The sequence below is a fragment of the Alistipes sp. 56_sp_Nov_56_25 genome, assembly GCF_001915285.1.
Classification (GTDB): Bacteria; Bacteroidota; Bacteroidia; order Bacteroidales; family Rikenellaceae; genus Alistipes; species Alistipes shahii.
The window spans coordinates 1-18,476 of record NZ_MNQF01000001.1 but is presented as its reverse complement, the minus strand read 5'-3'; the positions used below and the strand labels follow the sequence as shown (position 1 = coordinate 18,476).

The window sequence follows — 18,476 nt, the reverse complement described above, 5'->3', positions numbered from 1 at the left end:
TATTTAGAACACGATGAAACGAAACTATATAATTCTGTTGGCCGCCTTGCTGACGGTCGCATGCGCCGGAAACGGCGACATCATGTCGCCGACACCGCAGGAGGGCGAGATCCTTTTCTCGGGATCAACTGTCGGTCCCAAAGTCCGGACCTCCTATGAGGATACGGAAACAGCGCTCCGGGTGAACTGGGTCAAAAACGATCTGATCGGCCTTTTCGCCGAGTCCGGCGGCAAGAACCTGGGAGCCAATTTCGCCTACAAGGCGGCTGTGTCGGGAGCGACGAGCGATTTTACAGCTGCTTCCCGGCTCAATGTGATTCGCTGGGCTGATGAAACGTCCGATCACGATTTCTATGCCTGCTATCCCTATACGGACAGAGCCGCAGTCGATGTAACGGCCATCCCGGTGTCGGTGCCCGCTGTGCAGACTCGTTCGGAAAGCGATCCGTTGGCGACTTTGGCAGCCCATGATTTTCTCTATGCCGTTACGTGCGGGATCAAAAAGGGTGACAACGCCGTCAACCTGCAATTCAAGCATCTTTTTTCAGCACTCGAAATCCGGCTGACGACCGACCTGCGGGCAAAACTCGAGGGCGTGATTTTCCGTTGCGTCTCGAACGAAAATGCCGCCGTATCGATGGAAAACGCCACGGTCGATCTGCGCACGGGTGAAGTGAACGTCTCCGAAGCTGTGGTTTCCAATGCCGTGCGACTCGACTGTTCAGGCAATACGTCCGACACCGAGGCACTGGTGCTGCATTTGGTCGTAACACCCGGACATGCCGGTGAAACATTCGAAGCCGTCGCTCTCGTCAATGGCAAAGAGTACATCTTCGCCACCGTGAAGGCTCCGTCCGACGGAGGTATTCCCGCAGGCAAAACGGTGGTTGTCGAAGGGGAAGCTACGCTCGACCCTGAGGATGCGCTTCCCGTCATCGATTTGAGCGCAGACGGTACAGCCAACACCTATTATGTCAATGCGGCCAATACGTTCTATCGCTTCCGTGCCGACGTGAAAGGTAACGGCAAGGCGCTGACTTGCGGCGACCTCTCCTACACGGAGGAGGATCTCAAAATCGAACCGAAAGCCGCCCTCGTACTGTGGTACAATTGTTTGCAGACGAGCTATCTGCCGTGGATACAGGCGTCTCCCGTGGTGCTCAACAGTGTGAAACTCAAGAAGGACGGCTATATCCATTTCGATACGCCCGAAACATTCGTCAACGGCAATGTGGTGATTGTGGCCATTGACAAAGAACTTAACTACGACCAGATCGAGGCCGACGCGGATAACCGCATCTTGAATGCAGAAGTTCTTTGGAGCTGGAATATCGTGTTCTCAGAGGGCTATGACCCCGATGCAGCGGAGAATTGCATCGTAAAGGGCGGCTATACCTTCATGGGCCGCAATTTGGGCGCCGTGATCGATTGGTCGCAGGCCGACATCAAGCCTAACCAGCAGCAGGAGTCCGTCAACCTGGCCTGGACCTCGGGCAACTGTTACCAGTGGGGCCGGAAAGATCCGTTCCCGGGTCTGCCGGATTATATGAGCGGCAATGCCTATTACATGACCGGATTGTGGTTCGCTCCGGCCTATACGCCAATTCCCGCGCTGGACAGAGGTACTTTTGAAGCATGGGGCCGAGAGGCGCATCACCAGATTATCGGCAATACGAAGGCGACGGTCGCCATCGACATCAACACGGCGCTCGGAACGGGTTATGTGTCGCAGGATGCATTCGACCTGGGCCGGGCCAACCCCCACCTCTGGCTTTACAAGAATGAAAATTACCTGACCGATAAGGCCGGATTGGCTGCCTGGGGTAATCCGTCGAAGGATGCGCACGGGGTAAAGACGATTTACGACCCGTGTCCCCGGGGCTGGAAGGTGATGAGCAAGCAGGCCTGGATGGCGCTGACCGACAATGAAAAGCCTAACGCTGTGGTCGACGTTTCGAAGACCGGACGCGGTATCTGGCTGGATGGCAAGTGGTTCTTCCCACTGACGGGAGGTGCGCAGCACTGGCACAATTCGGACGGCTCCTGCAACGGAAATACGTGGGGAGGTTCCTGTGCGACCTATTATGTCGATGGGCCGGATTATAACCCATGGGGGCACGTCGGAGCTTTCGTAACGGATGTCGGATTCCCGAGCGATGAGACCAAACGGAGTGTTACCTGCAAATCGCAGAACACCTATTCCGACCGAGGTGCGGCGATCCGCTGCATCCGGATTGACGAGTAGCAGACCTGCAACGGAAAAAGCAGCGGCATCGGAAGATGCCGCTGCTTTCGTATGGATGCCGACCGCCGTTTACAACAGAAATCCGACCGAAAAGAGAAACGTGTCGTTGAGCGGGTTGAATCTATCGCTGCCCAAGCGCCATGCGGCGTCGCACCGCACGGGGCCTGCAATGAATCCGCAACCCAACGAAGCGTAATTGCCTGTTCCTTTGTTCTTATGACCGAAGTGGTATCCGCCACGCACGACACCGTGCCGAAAAAAGGTGTATTCGGCTCCTGCAGCCAGACCGGTGATCCCTCCCCGGAACTGGTGGCTCAAATCGAGGGCGACGCAGAGCATGTGGTTCGAGCGAAAAGGCAGATGGAGCGAACCTCCGAGCGACCCACGTATCGGCAGGCCACAGCGCTCTCCGTCGGAGGCTTTCACATCGGGGCCGATGTCGGCCAGCCGCAGCCCGACGATCCAGCGGGCACCCTCCACAGCGCGGAGCGTCCCGCGATAGGCCGCACCGATATCGAACGAGACGCCTTGCATCGGTTTCTCCCCGAATCCCTGATCGGAACGGACGTAACGGGCCGTCAGCGAAAACGCCAGATTCCGGCCGATCCGACGGCCGTAACCGACCTCTGCCGAAAGGTCTTGCGGACGGGCTGTTCCGGCGGGAAATCCCTGTTCGTCGGTCAACCCGACCGAAGGTCCGCGGAAATAACGCACTCCGGCCAACAGGGCGTTCCGCGAGTCGGGAGTATAAAATCCCCCCACGCCGTAAAGCACATTGGCGCTGTCGAAAGCCGTATTCCAAGGTCCGGAGAACAGAGTGCCTCCGGCATGTCGTTCGCCGATGAGACTTAACGCGGCATTGGTGTAAACGGCCAACGGATTGTCCGTAACTGCTGTCGCGGCCCCTGCCATACCGGCTGTGCGGGCATTGGTTTCCAGACCGAGGAACGGCATGATCCCGGCATCAGTGGTCTGGGCTTGCGCCGCATAACCGCCTGTCGCGAAAAGAAATGTCGCGGAAAAGTATCTGATTGATTGGCAGATAGACATGGTGCTTGCGGTTATCGTTTGATGATATGGCTGTTGAGTTTGCGGCCGCGGCACTCGACCGTGCAGCTGTAAGTCCCGGGAGAAAGCCCGGATACGTCGATGCGCCCCGTGTTACCGTTGTCGCTGGCGCGGATCGAAACCTGCGTAGCGAGCACCTGCTGCCCCGCCGCATTGTGGAACCGAATGGAAAAATCGCCCTCGGCGTCCGGAATGCGTACGTTGAGTACATCGCGGCATGGATTGGGAAAAAGTTCCATCGCAACACCCGTACCGTCGACAATCACCTGGAATTCCGAAGTCGCCGCGGCGCCGTCGAGGTCTCTTGCCGTTACGGTCAGCGTCGTGCAGCCCGCGGCGCAGGGCCGTACAAGCAGTTCCGAATTCTGTACGCGGCACTCCACGACCTTTTCCGCGGAAGGCGAAACGAAATAGGAGAGCCGATCGCCTGGAGCATCGGCATCGGCAAAATAAAGTTGAAGATCGATGCTCCTGCCCGCTTTGTCGTCACTTTGCAGAAAGAGGTTCGGAATGGAAGCGGTTGCCTCGGGCGGGGTATTTTCTCCGGTCCGAACGGAGATGACGGCCGGGCGGGACGGAACGCCCGACGGACTTCGGCCGACGATTGCCAAGCAATAAATTTGCCGCGGTTCCAGCCCCTCGATTCGGCAGGCAAAAGTTTCACCGAGACCCGCATCGGAAGCAAAAGTGTGTCTGACGGCCGTAGCAGGAATGTCGTCGACCGTAGCGGCCGAAAATGTCCGGGTGTCGATGTAAACGTCGAATGATGAGACCGGACGCTCCAGATAGCATCGCGGAACACGCCACGACAGTTCCGCATGGGTGCGGTATCCCGAAACCGCAATCGTACGTTCGTCAATCGGATCCGGCCGGGTATCATGGAAAAGAACGTATTCGGCATCGACCAGTCCGTTACCGAGCATTCCGGCATACTCGGGATTGATCGTTTCCGTAAACTGCTTTCGCCCCGAACCCACGAGTATTTCCCGCAATTTCTCGCTGGTGAACCCCGGTCTTTGCACACCGAATGCGGCAACGGCCAGGGCCGCAATGCCCGAAACCTGTGGCGCGGCCATCGAGGTTCCTGCGGAGTAACCGTAACCGCCGTTCGTCGTGGTGCTGAAAACGCGAAATCGTTCGTCACCGGTAGCATGGCCGCCCAAAGCCGCGAGGTCGATCCACGGACCGTAGTTGGACCCGGCGACCTTACGGCCGTCGATGCCCAGCGACGCTACGGCCACCACTTTCTCGTAGGCTCCCGGGAACACCGGGTCGGAAATGCCGTCGTTGCCCGCGGCAAAAATGACGATGCCGCCTTTCATGGGACCTGTCTGATTGCCGTTCTCATCGCACCCGGCATACTCGATAAAATAGTCGATGGCCGCTTTACCCGACTGCGACAAGTCCGGAAGACCGGGGACATAAGTCCAGCTGTTCTGGCTGATGACGGCCCCATGGTCGGCCGTCCAGACCATGATCTCCTCGATCGTCGCGGCATCGCGTCCCGGTTCGTCGAAAATCTGGCAACTCATCAGCCGCACACCGCTTCCGGGCGTTCCGTCGCCCCCCGCGATGCCGCAGACGCCGATGCCGTTGTTGTTGACGGCGCCGATCGTACCTGCGACATGCGTGCCGTGGCTGCTGGGAGTGATCTCCGTATTATGGCGGCAGAAGTTGTAGCCGCAGGCGCCCTGTCCGTCGCGCCAGATATTCGCTGCCAGATCGGGATGCGTATAGTCGATGCCGCCGTCCACCACGGCGACGACGACGTCTTTATGTCCGGTGCTGACGCTCCATGCCGGAAAAATGTTGAGGTCGGCCACGGCCGTCGATCCGACCGCAGCGCCCACCCGGTGGTAAATCCACTGATTGACCAGCAGCGGATCATCGAATCCGGGGATTGCGACATTGTCCGAACCTGAGGTGCGGCTGAAATCAGCTTGCGAGACCGTCGCCCCGGCGGGAACCATACGCGGAACAGGTTCGATGCACTCGACTTCGTCCACCCGGCCGAAGCGTTCCATGGCCTCGGCGACAGAAATCGCCCCGGAGAAATGAACGTCGTACCACAGATGAAGTCCGGCCCTGCGGCGGCGTTCGCGGAAACGGTCGCCATCGGAAAAGACACGCTGTACGGCAGTTGCCCCGGCACGGGTGGCGGCGGCATCGAATGCAGCGATTCCCGAGCCGGAACCGCTGCGGGTAAAGGCACGGGTGTCGAGTTCGGCTGCTGTTTCGCGCAGCTTAATACGGAATACGCCGGGTATGTAAAACTCCTGCATCGGGGTTTGTCCGACGCCGGGAGCCGGGCCGGATTCCGGGTCTCTGGTACAGGCCGTCAGCAGGAGGAGCGTCAGAAAGAAAGAGAAGTGTTTCATCGGTTTTAAAGGAAAAAGGTCCGGAGCCGGCAGACGGCATCCGGACCGAATAAACATTTCTTAAGGATCACGGAACCAATTTGATGTCGAGAAACGAGTCGGTGCAAACGTAACAATCCGATGCCGAGGTAGGCCCCAATTGCCATTTGAAGGTTTGCACCGTCTGGTTCGGAAGTCCGAACAATTCACCCCGAAACGTGTAGGGGGCATAAAACTGCATGATGCCGTCTGGCAGGTAGATGACGCTGACGGGATCATTGGCTTCGACCGTTTCGTAGACCGGTTTCCCATGTTCGTCCACCTTCGGTCGTCCATAATCGTCGAAGGCCTGTTGGCGATAACTGTAGCGGAACGACCAAACTTTGCTGGCGGCATATTGCCGGAAATTGGTCGTCAGCGTCGCGTTGGGCCGCGTGAGTGTCCCGATTTGTTCGCCATTGGCCATTACCTTGAATTCGGTCTCGGTGATCGCCAATTGGCTGCTGCGGATGGTTTCGAGGTAACTCTCCGGAGTGTATTGTCCCGAAAGCGGCGTCATGCGAATCCGGTTGCCGGTTTTAATGCCCCGCAGAATGATTTCGTCGAAAGCCGGAGAGAGCGACATGAACGTGAATTCGTAATCTCCTTTCCATCCTTGGTAGCCGGCGCCGTTGTCTCCGGGAAACGAGAAGAAATGCAGATAATCGTTATGGGTTGCAAATTTCAGCATGGGACCGGTCGAGAATTCGATCCGATATTCCGATTCCGTGCGCAGCGGATCGGCTTCGACGAAAGTGCTCCCCTCGAACCAGGCCTTAACCATACGGTCATCCTGGAATTCGACGATATAAATCCAACCGCCATAACCGAGATTTTCGTCAGGGAAATACTCCATCACCCATGTCTTCCCGGCCTGCAATGCGAATTTGTAGCGTTCAAGCGTCTGCTCGATCCGGGTCGAGGTCGACTCGCTGAAGTTATTTTCCGAATCGTCGCATGCAACGGCTGAGAACAGCAGCCCAGCCAGTATTAATATATTGATTCTCTTTTTCATACATTCAGTTTAATCTTCAAGATTCGTCCAGTCGATGTCTCCGAGTTCGGAAAGACGGCGCAGGTAGATGTCGCTCCACTTCGCAACGTCCACGCCAAAATCGTCGCGGAGCCATGCGATGAGAATCGAGCGCTTCTTCTCGATTTTGGCGCGGCCGTCCGCGCTTTCGATCGAGGAGAGCATCGCCTCCCACTCCTCCTCGCTCATGCTGATCAGGCGTCCGCCCGTTTCGGCGATGTCCTCTGCGGGACTCGAACGTGCATACTTCGAAACGAAGCCCAGCTCCATGTAGTCATTACCGCTTTGGGCATACTTGTCACCCACGTAATCGCTTTGCGTAATGGTATCGTAGTCGCTCGGTACGGGATATGTACCATCGAGGATATGCATGAACTCGTGAAGCATCGTTCCGGCGATTCGTTCGCTGTCCTTTTCCCGGTCGAAAAATTTTACGCCGAGAACATTGATTTGAAGGCCATTTTCAGCCGATGCCAGCACGGTGTTCCCGGTGCTGCTGATCTCAAAACTGCCCACCAAATAGAGTACCCGCGGGAAATAACTCTTTGCGAAGAGCAATGGATCTTTCTGATCGGACATCAGTTCCGCCATGGCGTCAAGCGTCGAGTATTTGATCAGTTTGGCCACCTCGATCGATTTGTCCACGGGCGGCGGCGAGACCCAGTAGTTGAAGTGGGTTTCGCGGTCAGGCATGCGGTATTCGAAACGAATGTTGTAAGGTTCCGTATAGTGCCGGTCGAGCCAGAAATCGAACTCGGTCTTTTCCTCGGCGGGATCGACAAAGATGCTTTTGCCGTCCGGTTCGTCCTTGTCGCATGAGGTCGTAGCGCCTGAGACAAGCAGAAGCAAGAACAGGGATATGATTGTCGGTTTCATAATTCAATATAAATATTTAGTGAATTGGTTATTGGCAGAACGGATGGTCAGGACGATTCTCATTGCGGGGATTCGCTTCCAATCCGGCTGTGATAACCTCTTGAGGCAGTTGGAGCGCACGTCGAAGATCTTTCTCGCCGAGCGTGGCCGCAACAGTGAATCCGGTTGTATTGTCATCGTTGTAGGCCGAGTCGTCGAAACGATCAATCACGATGCCGTAGCGTTTGATGTCCCCCCAACGCAGTCCGTCGGCGATGGTCTCAATGCGGCGGCAAAAGAGCGTGGTCTGAATAAGGTGCTCCTGTTCACCAGCCTCGACTGTAAAGCCGTGGGGATGGAGCGGCTTGCGCGATGTCGGCTCCAAAGCGGTGTATTCGGCGATGTATCGATTCGATGACGGATCACCGTAGACCTCGGCGATGCGTTCGCGGGTCAGAGATTCGATGCCGTTCTGTCCGACCAGATAGAAAGAGCCGATCCAGGCATTGAGGTCGGCAACTGCCTTGTCGTACTCCTTGAGATGGACATAGGCCTCTGCACGGCTCAACACCGTTTCATTGGTTGTGAACGCCACCATCGTCGAACGACCGATTCCTACGCCGGTTACCGGGTCGGTTACCTCCCACTGGTTGGGCCATTTGGGCATGTAGATCTTGTTGACATCGTTGTCCTGCCAAATGAAAGGAGGATGCTGGTAGACCTTTTCGATGCAGTTGTCCTTCCACCGGTCCCACGGACCGCCCATCGGCCGCTTCGCGCGGTAGGTCTCCCTCTTGGCGACGCGGTAGTTGTGAGTGAAGCGCGCGCCGGAGTTGCTCCAGGCGTTAAAAAGCGATCCGTTACCGGTCACCATGGGAATCATCAGCAGGTTGAACGAGTGTCCGACGCTGATGTAGTCGAGGGTACGGACCGAGCCGTCCCAGGCCAGCTGCTTGACTGCCGCCCAGTCGCGCATGACGGTCGAAGGGGCACTGCCGAGGACCTCGGAGGCGTATTCGACCACCTTTTCCCACTTCAGATAATAGAGGTTGAAGCGCGTGGCAAAGGCATAGGCGGCGCTGCGGTTGAAGTGGTACTTCGGAACCGCATAGTTGACATCGCTGACCAGAGGAAGCGCCTCCTCGATATCCCGGTCGATTTTCTCATATACCTCCTTGAGATTGTCCCGGTGATAAACCGGATTGAGCGTCGTTTCGGGAGCTTCCATGTAAGGGACTCCCAGGTATTCGCCACTTTTTTCAGGATGATAAGGGAGACAATAGAGCATCGTGAGGCAAAAATGCGAATAGGCCCGGCAAAGCAGGGCTTCGGCTTTGGCCGGAAGCAATTCTTTGGGCGTACCCTGTTTTTCGATCGCTTCCAGAGCGGTGTTGGCTGCGGCAATCGCGGAGTAGTAGGCCTGCCAGGTATTTTTGTTGCTATCGTTCTCGGCCTCGTTCATGTCCATCCAGTAGCTGTTGTGCTCCAGCAGCAGGCTGGTGTTAGGATTGTTCGCTCCCATGTCGTCGCAGTTGTCCGATGCGATTTCGCACATGCGGGTGAAACTGCGTGAAGGATAGGCCGACACGAGCAGCCGGTTGATTTTGTCCGGCGTATCGAGCTCAGTACGGTTGTCGGGCAGTTCGTCGAGGAAATCGTTGCAGGCAGCGAGTATGAGCGAACCGGCGCCGAGAAGCATTATGCGTGATATCAGTTGTTTGATTTTCATGGCGGAGCGGGTTTAGAAGCTGACACGAAGCGTCAGCGTGAACTGTTTGGGCATCGGTACTGCAACACCTCCCGTATTGAAGAACTCGGGATCCTGGCCTTGCAGTTTTTTGTCCGAATAGATCAAAAACGGGTTGGTTGCCTGGAATTTGAGCGACAATCCGCTCATGCGCAATTTCGAAGAGACCGATTGCGGAAAATCGTACGAGAGCGAAATCTCTTTCATGCGGATGAAATCGCCTTTGGCGACCCGTACATCAGAGTAATTGTAGGCGCTGTACGCGACATAGAGATTGGAAATATCGTTATTCTGTCGCGTGCTGGCGATAACCGGGACATTGGTCCGTCGTTCGTCGCCGGGATTGAGGTAACGATTGGCGAATTCCCGGGGCATGGCCGTCAGATCGGAATAACCGTTCGAGAAAATCGGATCGAGACGGACGACGTTTCCAAAGGAATAGGTCATGAAGACGTTGAGCGTGAATCCCTTCCACTTAAAGATATTACCCAGGCTGCCCGTGATGGTAGGATCGACAGGACCTTCATAGACGAGGTTGCTCATATTCACAGTCTCCTGGAACTGGATGTTCGTCGAGGTAATGCTGCCGTCAGCGGCGAGGAACGTCGGGATGCCCATCTCGTTAAGTCCCTTGAATTTCAAGGAAAAGAGCGAACCGCGCGGCGTACCTTCCATCGAGTAACCTGTGCCGGTGATATAATCGATCATGCGCGTCATGGTTTTGAGTTTGGTTACCTCGTTGTCCATCCAGGCAAAGATGAAATTGGTCTGCCATTTGAAGTTTTTACGTTCGATATTGCGGGTGAAAAGCGAAAGTTCCACACCCTGCGATTTCATCTCCGCGACATTACCCTGCTTATCCACGGCACCGCCCAAACCCATTGTTACAACGTTGCCGATCAGGTCGAAATTATTACGTCGGTAGGCGTCCATCGAAAGAGTGATGCGGTCGTCGAGGAATCCCATGTCGAGGCCGACATTTAACTCATGCTTTTTTTCATAGGTCAGTTCCGAATTCTCAGGAGCTGAAATACTCAATGCAGGTTCCCGGATTTCAGTCGCACCACGCCACGGGTTCAGCGGATAGATCGTAGCCGTGGAGTTATTGACCCATGTGGGGCCCCGGTCGGCAGTGAGGCTGTAAGAGAGTCGCAGCGCAAGGCTGGAGAAGGCCGGACGCAATGGTTCGAAGAACGACTCCTGGTCGATGCTCCACTTGCCGGCGATATTCCAGGTCGGCAACCAGCGCGCCTTACGCGATCGGCCCAACCGGTTGGAACCCTCGTAACGGAGCGTACCGTTGATCGTATAGCGGTAGTCGTAGGAATAGGAGAATGTGCCGGCGAAGGCGGCGTTGCGTTCCCGTGTATTGGACAGGCTGTAATACTGGGTGTTTTCCTCCAGTTGTTTCTTAAACAGATCCAGGATGTAGAACGGCGTTTCGCCCATGTCGTATTGCAGGCCCCAGCCTTGGAACGAGGTGGCGCGGCGGTCGATGGCATTGACTTCCACAATGCCGAACAGATTCAGAATGTGCTTGTCGTTGAACGTGTCGTTGTAGCTGATCGAAGCCCGGAAATCGCGGCTCTTGGCGCGGAAGTCGCTCCGTTTGTAGATACCACCCTGGGGAAGGATCGAGTATTTGTCACGGTTCGGCTCATCGGGATTGTCGTAGAGGTAGGGATTGTTGCTCTGAATGATCGAGGTGGCCATCGAACGGTAGGCCTGCGCCTGGTTCGAACTGTCCTCGATGTGATGCTCGGTGCTCGAAGCCTGATATTTGATTGCCCCAAGGGCCGAAACTTCGACTTTCGGAGTGATCTTCCATTTGAGTTCAGCCTGGAATTTCACGTCGCTCACATTCAGGTCCATATAGTTCTTGGACAACTCGTCCTTGATGTTGAACGGAGTGTAATTGCGTGTGTAGAATTCATCAGGGTCGAGCGTGCGCGACGAACGCAATGCATAGGAGTAGGGGTTGATGTCGAAATCGCGTTTGACGGTTCCGAACACAGGGTCTACCTCCGACGAGAGCGATCCCGGTGCACGCTGTTCGCGGTACGAAGCGTTGCCGATGAGGTTCAGCGTCAGCTTGTCCTTGAGGATGTGCTGCGTGGTATTGACCAGAAGCGTGTAGCGGTTCACCTTGCTTTGGATGCTCCATCCCGGATCGACCATCGCACCGACGGAAGCGTAATACGAGCCTTTTTCACTGCCCGAGGAGATGCTGGCCGAGTGGCTGTGCTGAATGCTGTTGCGGAAGAGTTCCTTGAACCAGTCGGTATTGCGAAACTCCGCCTGTCGCAGGTAGGCGTTGCGCCCTTCGGGGGTGTTCAGCACGGCGAACTGCCCCGTGGCAGGGTCGTAGGTGTTGATCAGTTGCGACAACTTGCCGTAGACGCCGCTTTCCGAGCGGTAAACGGTATTGGCATAGTTGAGCCATCCCTTGTCGTACATCTCCTGGTAGACGGCCATCTGCTCTTGCGAATTCATGATGTTGAAGTTCGAGTAGCTGGGAACCATACGCATCGTGAATTCGCCGGTGTAACTGACTTTCGTAATACCGGGCGTGCCTTTCTTCGTGGTGATGACGATGACTCCGGCCATGGCGCGGGCGCCGTAGATCGAGGTTGCCGAACCATCCTTGAGAATCTGGAAACTCTCGATGTCATCGGCGTTAAGTCCGGCGATGGCCGAACTGATGAGCGTCGTGGCGTCGCCCGACGACAAGGAATTGGCGTCGACGTTGATCACATCCTCCATGATCACACCGTCCACCACCCACAACGGCTTGGAGTCTCCGAAGATCGACGTAGCGCCGCGAATGCGGATTTTCGGGGCGGCGCCGAAAGTTCCGGAAACGTTTTGCACGGACACGCCGGCAGAACGGCCTTCAAGACCGCGGCTGATTTCACTGATGCCGTCCAGTTTGACATCCGAGGCCAATAGTTGGTCCGTGGCTCCGGTGAAGATACGCTTGTCCATCTTTTGCATACCGGTCACTACGACCGATGCGATTTCTTGTGCGCTCGCTTTGAGTATGAAATCCATGCGGTCGGCATCGACCTTCTTCTCGACCGGATCGTATCCCAGAAAGGAGACACGCAGTACGGCTCCGGAGGGGACATTTTTGAGTGTATAAAGCCCGTCGATCGCTGCCGTGGCGGCATTGTTCGTGCCGACGACCTGGACGACGGCGCCCGTCAGCGGCGTACCGTCCTCTTCGGATACCGTGCCTGTTACCACGCGGTTCTGTGCCGAAGCCCGGCACACCACTGCCATGGCGAGCAGAATGAGTATGGTCAGTTTTTTCATTGGTCAGTCATTGAAATTCTTGGTTCCGGGGCGCAGGCAGGGCCGCGGTCGGCAAAAGTCGCGGCCTGCCCGCTGCATTCGGAGTCGGTTAGTAGTTTTTGGAAAGTTCCAGTGCGTTGGTTAAACAGAGCTGCCCGGTAAACGACCAATACCGGTCGTTGTTCTCCCAGAAACAGAGCGTCTTGGCCTCCCGGCCATTGCCCTGGCCGTTATCGCTGAACACGAGCTGGATCGTGCCTGCATTTTCATCGAAGACAGGTTCCGCCGCCCAGGCGACCACGCCCGCCTGTGACCAGATATAGTTGCCTTGCCCGTTATTCGGGCCATTGAAATGGAGGGTGTAGAACTTTGTTCCCGAAAAACCCAGTTCCTGACCGGTCTGAATGACCACTTTGCCATCGGCGAACTCCGCCGTAAAGGGATAATCCTTGAGTGCGGGATCGTTGATGGTGACCTTGTACGAATATTGATTTTCCTTGGCGGAGAATGTGACCGACGAGAGATTCTGGATGCTCCCGGCAAAAATATCGGTTTTGGTTACGTTCCACGTGCCGAGCAGGAAATCATAGGTGCTCTTTTTAGGTTGTATAAGCGTAACGATCACCGGATCGCCTTCTTCAGGTGTAAACTCCGCGCGCCCCTTCACCTCGACACGGCTCGACGCCTTGTTCGATGTGAAACTGACGCTCGCGCCGTCTTCGCTCTTCGAGAACGAGAATGCGTTATTCGGGTTCTCCGTGAGTTTTACATCGTAGACTCCGGAGCAGGTTACCGCAACGGAGAGCGTGCGGTCCGTATCGGAGAAGATGAGCGTCGAGGGTACAACGACAAGCCCCCTGAATTTATCCTGAACAACGTTGATCAGCAACGGCTTGAGTCCTTCCGCCTTCACGGTGACCGTGGCTGAACGCTCCTCTGAGCCCGTATACGCAAGAACGTTGAAATTGACGATCGAGCCGATGACTGCAGTACGACACCACGATTCGCTCGACTCCGCCGTTACATCCCGGCCACCGGCATCTACAATAGCACTGGCAAGACCGCCCTTGTAGTCGAATTTTTCACGCGTAATACTTCGGAGTGAAACAGATGTAGGATCGTCATCCTTCTCGCATCCGGTCAACAAGGCCAAGGAAGCCAGCAAGAAAAGTAAGTAATGTTTCATATGGGTAATTTTGGGTTGGTTGATTCCGCATTGTCAATCCTGGCCGGCTGATACTGCGACCTGCCGAATTCAATGTAAAATTACTGAATCCGGGATTCCGTGTTGAAAAATATCGTTCACTTTTACGATAAAATCGGCTCGGAGGCCCCGGGAGTTGAGAAATGGCTCATTCTGCCCCTGGCTACTGCGTTCCGGGGTCCTGCTTTTCGAGGAATTCCGTCGGAAGAACCCCGAACTGCTTGGCAAAACATTTGGCGAAATAGGACGACGAACTGAAACCGGTAAGAAATCCGATTTCGGTAATGCGGTATCGGCCTTCAATGATCATCCGTTTCGCCTCGTTCAAACGAATGAGTTTCATAAAATCGTTTGGCGTCAAGCCCGTAACGGCTTTCAGTTTTCGGAAAATCAGCGTGCGGCCCATCGCCAACTCACGAGCAAGAAGTCCCACGGACAAATCCGGATTCCGCATATGGGCGATGATCACGTCGCGGCATTTAAGGATGAACTCTTCGTCCAACCGGTTCTGTTGAGAACCCGTATCGAATTCGGTCATGAATTTGCCTGCATAGAAGCGCCGGATTTCATCACGCGTACGAAGCAGGCTGGAAATCTGCGCTTTGAGCTGGTCAGGCGAGAACGGTTTCTCGATATAGGCGTCAGCGCCGCATTCGAAACCCTCGATTTTAGAGCTTATGCCAGTCCGAGCCGTGAGTAAGATCACAGGGATATGGCTTGTGGAAATGTCGTTTTTGATACGCCGACAGAGCTCTATTCCATCGATATCGGCCATCATGATGTCGCTTACGACCAAATCGGGATCGTTGTTTCGAAGCAGGTTGAGCGCCTGGCTCCCGCTATCCGTTGAGATAACAAAATAATCGTTTCCGAGCACCTTGACCAAAAAATCGAGGATATTGCTGTCATCATCTACAACCATGACTGTATGGCGGACCGTCATATCGGAGGGCCGTTGTATCGCCAGGTCCGTTCCGGGTTCTTTCTGAAGCTGCGATTGCCCGACGGTTTCCGTATTGAGACGTGTCTCCACACGAATATCCATCTTTTCGCTCGCAGGTTCAGGGATGAATGCCGTCAGCAGCGCTCCGGATTTGCCGTCCGGACGTTCTGTCGCCGTAATTGTTCCGCCCATCAGGCGGATGAAGATTCGGCACAGATGCAAGCCAATTCCGACTCCGGACGCGAATCCGTTGTTCCGAGTTTGGTAAAAAGCTTCGAAAACCTTTTCCCGCTCTTCAGCCGGGATACCGGGACCGTCGTCCCACACTTTCATCACAAGACCGTCGTCTCTGCGATCGATGCAAATGTGGATTTCTTCTGCGGCGAAACGCAGAGCGTTAGACAACAGGTTGCTTATGATTTTGGTCAGCGCCTCTCGGTCGGTGATTTGCATCAGGCGATCAGGGATCTCTTCGATCAAACGGATGCGCCGCTGTTGTGCCGTGGGACCAAACATAGCCAATTGTTCTCGGACGAGTCGGCCGACATCGCAGATATCGTAGCGGAGTTTGTATTTGTTCGAATCGATCTTTCGGAAATCGAGCAGTTGGTTGACCAGCGAATGAAGCCGGTGGTAATTTTGCTTGATAACAGCCAGATACTCTCCGTCCTCCTCGGAAATCCGATGCGATTTCATGACTTGTTCCAGCGGCCCAATAATCAGGCTCAAAGGAGTTCGGATCTCATGGGTAATATTGGTAAAGAAACTGATGCGTTGCTCGTAGAGATTCCGTTCGTTCTCGCGTTTGACCGATTCGATCTTCTCTCGCTGCTGTTGCTCGGTACGCCGCATCCAGTAATACAGACCGACAGCGATTACGATAAGCGTCAGTACCACGTAACCTGCCAAAGCACCTTTTGACCGGAAAAACGACGGCTGGATACGAATCCAGAGTTTCGTCTCATCAGAATTCCATTGCATGTCGCCGTTGCCAACCTGCACCCGAAAACAATATTCTCCGGGACGCAGGTTATTGTAGTTGACCGAAGCGTTCCGGCTATCGGTCATGGACCAATGATCGTCGAGTCCGTCGAGTCGGTAACGGTAGCGGCAATCTCCCGGAAAGAGGTAGGTTGGCGAAACGAAACGGAATCCCACCGAGGTCTGGCGGTGCGACAGCGTGATCTTCCGGGTGTATTCGACAGGAACCGAAAGCGGCGAGCTTCCGTCTTCCGCATGGGATACAGGCAGTCCGTTAAGCGAAAATCGGGTGATTATGACCGGATAGAGGTTCAAGTTGCCCATGATGTCATGGGGGGGGGGTGAACGTACATATACCATCGGTCGTACCCAGCACGATGCGCCCGTCGGAAGTGAGGATACCCGAATTGGACATAAATTGTTCGGTGTGAAGCCCGTCGGCGCGCGAATAACGTTTCAATTGTCCAGTTGCGGGATAAAAGACGATCAGCCCCCTGTCCGTCGTGATCCAGAGTCTGTCGTTTTCAGGGATGATCCGCTGAATGATCTTACTGGGCAGAGGCAAGGTTTCATGGCGAACGAAACCGTCCTTTTCGTTATAACTGCAAAGTCCGTAACCGTTGGTTCCGATCCACAACCGGTTCGTGCGGTCGACGGCAAGCGTGTTGACCGCATTGCGGCTGATCGTCGCAGGGTCGTCGGGATCGTACCGGTAGTGCTGCAGGAGGTCGGTACGGGCATCGTAGGAGTAGAGGCCGTCTTCGTTCGTCGCGATCCAAAGACGGCCAGCATGATCCTCCGTAATGTCTGAAATACGCACCTTGGGGTCGCGTGTCACAAAACGATCTTCAAACCGGTCGTAATAAAAAAGCCCCACGGAAGTTCCGGCCCAAATGCGGCCGCTGCTGCTCCGGAATAGGACGAAGACACGAGAACTGGGATCCGACGGATCTGCAAGATAGGATTTCACGGTTCGGCTTTTCAAGTCCACGGCTTCGATACCCCGTTGGAAAGCGGCGATCCAGAGCGTTTGGTCATCGACAAGCATTGAAAAGACGTTGTAAATGGCAGTCCCAACGTTTTGAGCCGTGCGGTACGGAACGACCATGCCGGCATGTCTGTCGAAGAGCAGGATGCCGTCATTTTCGTTTCCCAATAGATACTGCCCGTCTTTCAGTTCACAGACCGCGCTGACGACCTTACCCCGGTCGGAACTATCGTTCTTTCGTGTGGCATAGCAAGTGAAGCTGTTACGGGCCGGGTGAAATTCTACACCCTCATAACAAGATCCGAACCAGAAATTTCCTTCGCGGTCGTATAGAAAAGAGAAGATGTTGCAACACTTGGTACGCATGAAGGGAACTTCAGTGTCCTCTATGGGACGAAGTTCCGATTCAGAAATACGGTAGAATGTCGCACCACTGTTCGCACAGACAAGCAATTCGCCCGGCGCCCGCTCTGCCAGGCAGTGGATACGTTGCAATCGGCCCTCCCCATTCCTATCGTCATAATTGGTGAAACGGCCTGTGCTCCGGTCGAAGCGATCAAGACCGGAACTTACCGTCCCGAGCCACAACGTGCCGTATGAATCTTCTGTGATGGCATCGATCGAATTATCCGAAATGCAATTCCGTCCGTCTGTTTCCTTCCGGTAATGAGTGAAGCATCCTGTCTGCTTGGAAAAAGCGCACAACCCTTCGCTGTAAGTTCCAATCCATATGGTTCCATCCTTGCTTTCGTAAATGGTAGAGATATAATCCTGCGCGATGGAGGTGTCATCACCGGGAACATGGCGGTAAACCGTAAGGCATTCCGTTACAGGATTCCAGCGAAAAAGCCCCGAATTGACAGTCGCAATCCAAATTTCACCTTCCCTGTCCTCAATGACTTCGGTCGTCTGTCCCGTAACGCATGCTCCGTCGGAAGTTCTGACATCGAAATGTCGGAAACGGTCGGTCGCGGGTGTGTAAATGTCCACGCCGTTATCAAGTGCGAGCCAGATCTGCCCGTGGCTGTCGAGCATCAGCCGGCGGATATTGTTGCTCGAAATGCTCGACCGGTCGCCATCGGTATGGGTGTAACTGCGGAACTCACAGCCGTCGAAACGGCACAATCCGTTGTCGGTTCCGAACCAGATGAATCCTATCGAGTCCTGAACGATGCCATAGACGTGATTGGATGACAGGCCGTCATCCACAGTATAGTTACGCAGATTATGATAAACAGAGGCGTTCGCCGATTCGGCACGCCCCGGCAGAAACAAGATATAGAGTAGAAACAAAAATGCAGCAATACAGCGGAAAATTCGTTTCATAGAAATTTGGATTATTGACAAATGTAATAAATGCAGGACTTTCTACAAAGATAATATGATGCAGAAAAAGGCCAATTTCGTACATCTCGGTGTTGCAAGACGACGTTTCATGACGCGACAATTCGATTTTTCCTTTCCATTCAGATTATTGGCCTCGATATGTACTATTTTATCGTACAGCGGAAAACTTTTCATCTATTTTTACTTCGCGAGACGAGATAAAGAATTACTACTTAAATTTCTATCTTAATGAAATCGAACCCAAGCCGCACCCTGTTCCGCACGCTCTTCGCGACGGGCCTCCTCGCAGCCGGCCTCTGCTCCTGCTGCCCCAAACACAACACCCTCACCCAGGCCGAAATCGCCGACGGCTGGCAGCTGCTCTTCGACGGCAAA

Annotated in this window: 10 protein-coding genes; 1 reads left to right on the top strand and 9 read right to left on the bottom strand. The window is 54.8% G+C overall.

The features are described 5' to 3' along the window. Nucleotides 1-13: 13 nt before the first annotated feature. Entirely contained in the window at nucleotides 14-2,245 is a 2,232-nt protein-coding gene (locus BHV64_RS00050; protein ID WP_288115422.1) for a fimbrillin family protein, read from the top strand. A 69-nt stretch (nucleotides 2,246-2,314) separates the two neighbouring features. Here the strand turns inward: BHV64_RS00050 and BHV64_RS00045 are convergent, their stop codons facing one another. The 9 genes from BHV64_RS00045 to BHV64_RS00005 form a co-directional block, all read right to left on the bottom strand. Next, nucleotides 2,315-3,295 carry a PorV/PorQ family protein gene (locus tag BHV64_RS00045; protein WP_195580322.1) on the bottom strand — a complete coding sequence of 327 codons (981 nt, stop codon included), beginning with the start codon at nucleotides 3,293-3,295 and terminating at the stop codon, nucleotides 2,315-2,317. Between the two features lie 11 nt (nucleotides 3,296-3,306). Continuing rightward, complete coding sequence (locus tag BHV64_RS00040; protein WP_217727218.1) at nucleotides 3,307-5,691, bottom strand: S8 family serine peptidase; 2,385 nt, start codon at nucleotides 5,689-5,691, stop codon at nucleotides 3,307-3,309. Nucleotides 5,692-5,758: 67 nt separating this feature from the next. Continuing rightward, nucleotides 5,759-6,724, bottom strand: coding sequence for a DUF4302 domain-containing protein (locus BHV64_RS00035; RefSeq protein ID WP_217727217.1), 966 nt, complete (start codon nucleotides 6,722-6,724; stop codon nucleotides 5,759-5,761). 9 nt (nucleotides 6,725-6,733) lie between these two features. Next, complete coding sequence (locus BHV64_RS00030; RefSeq protein WP_149886930.1) at nucleotides 6,734-7,618, bottom strand: putative zinc-binding metallopeptidase; 885 nt, start codon at nucleotides 7,616-7,618, stop codon at nucleotides 6,734-6,736. Nucleotides 7,619-7,646: 28 nt separating this feature from the next. After that, nucleotides 7,647-9,326 (bottom strand): RagB/SusD family nutrient uptake outer membrane protein, encoded by a 1,680-nt coding sequence (locus BHV64_RS00025; protein ID WP_195637484.1) that lies wholly within the window; start codon nucleotides 9,324-9,326, stop codon nucleotides 7,647-7,649. Between the two features lie 12 nt (nucleotides 9,327-9,338). Continuing rightward, nucleotides 9,339-12,659 carry a SusC/RagA family TonB-linked outer membrane protein gene (locus BHV64_RS00020; protein WP_217727216.1) on the bottom strand — a complete coding sequence of 1,107 codons (3,321 nt, stop codon included), beginning with the start codon at nucleotides 12,657-12,659 and terminating at the stop codon, nucleotides 9,339-9,341. An 88-nt stretch (nucleotides 12,660-12,747) separates the two neighbouring features. Continuing rightward, on the bottom strand, nucleotides 12,748-13,824 hold the full coding sequence (locus BHV64_RS00015; RefSeq protein WP_022062470.1) for a BACON domain-containing protein: 1,077 nt from the start codon (nucleotides 13,822-13,824) through the stop codon (nucleotides 12,748-12,750). Between the two features lie 181 nt (nucleotides 13,825-14,005). Then, on the bottom strand, nucleotides 14,006-16,090 hold the full coding sequence (locus BHV64_RS00010) for a hybrid sensor histidine kinase/response regulator transcription factor (protein ID WP_217727208.1): 2,085 nt from the start codon (nucleotides 16,088-16,090) through the stop codon (nucleotides 14,006-14,008). A 4-nt stretch (nucleotides 16,091-16,094) separates the two neighbouring features. Beyond that, entirely contained in the window at nucleotides 16,095-18,080 is a 1,986-nt protein-coding gene (locus BHV64_RS00005) for a ligand-binding sensor domain-containing protein (RefSeq protein WP_288115419.1), read from the bottom strand. Nucleotides 18,081-18,476: the final 396 nt, after the last annotated feature.

Bases quoted from the DNA above. Each gene is read 5' to 3' on its own strand.
- BHV64_RS00050 (WP_288115422.1), top strand. From the start codon at position 14: ATGAAACGAAACTATATAATTCTGTTGGCCGCCTTGCTGACGGTCGCA.
- BHV64_RS00045 (WP_195580322.1), bottom strand. From the start codon at position 3,295: ATGTCTATCTGCCAATCAATCAGATACTTTTCCGCGACATTTCTTTTC.
- BHV64_RS00040 (WP_217727218.1), bottom strand. From the start codon at position 5,691: ATGAAACACTTCTCTTTCTTTCTGACGCTCCTCCTGCTGACGGCCTGT.
- BHV64_RS00035 (WP_217727217.1), bottom strand. From the start codon at position 6,724: ATGAAAAAGAGAATCAATATATTAATACTGGCTGGGCTGCTGTTCTCA.
- BHV64_RS00030 (WP_149886930.1), bottom strand. From the start codon at position 7,618: ATGAAACCGACAATCATATCCCTGTTCTTGCTTCTGCTTGTCTCAGGC.
- BHV64_RS00025 (WP_195637484.1), bottom strand. From the start codon at position 9,326: ATGAAAATCAAACAACTGATATCACGCATAATGCTTCTCGGCGCCGGT.
- BHV64_RS00020 (WP_217727216.1), bottom strand. From the start codon at position 12,659: ATGAAAAAACTGACCATACTCATTCTGCTCGCCATGGCAGTGGTGTGC.
- BHV64_RS00015 (WP_022062470.1), bottom strand. From the start codon at position 13,824: ATGAAACATTACTTACTTTTCTTGCTGGCTTCCTTGGCCTTGTTGACC.
- BHV64_RS00010 (WP_217727208.1), bottom strand. From the start codon at position 16,090: ATGGGCAACTTGAACCTCTATCCGGTCATAATCACCCGATTTTCGCTT.
- BHV64_RS00005 (WP_288115419.1), bottom strand. From the start codon at position 18,080: ATGAAACGAATTTTCCGCTGTATTGCTGCATTTTTGTTTCTACTCTAT.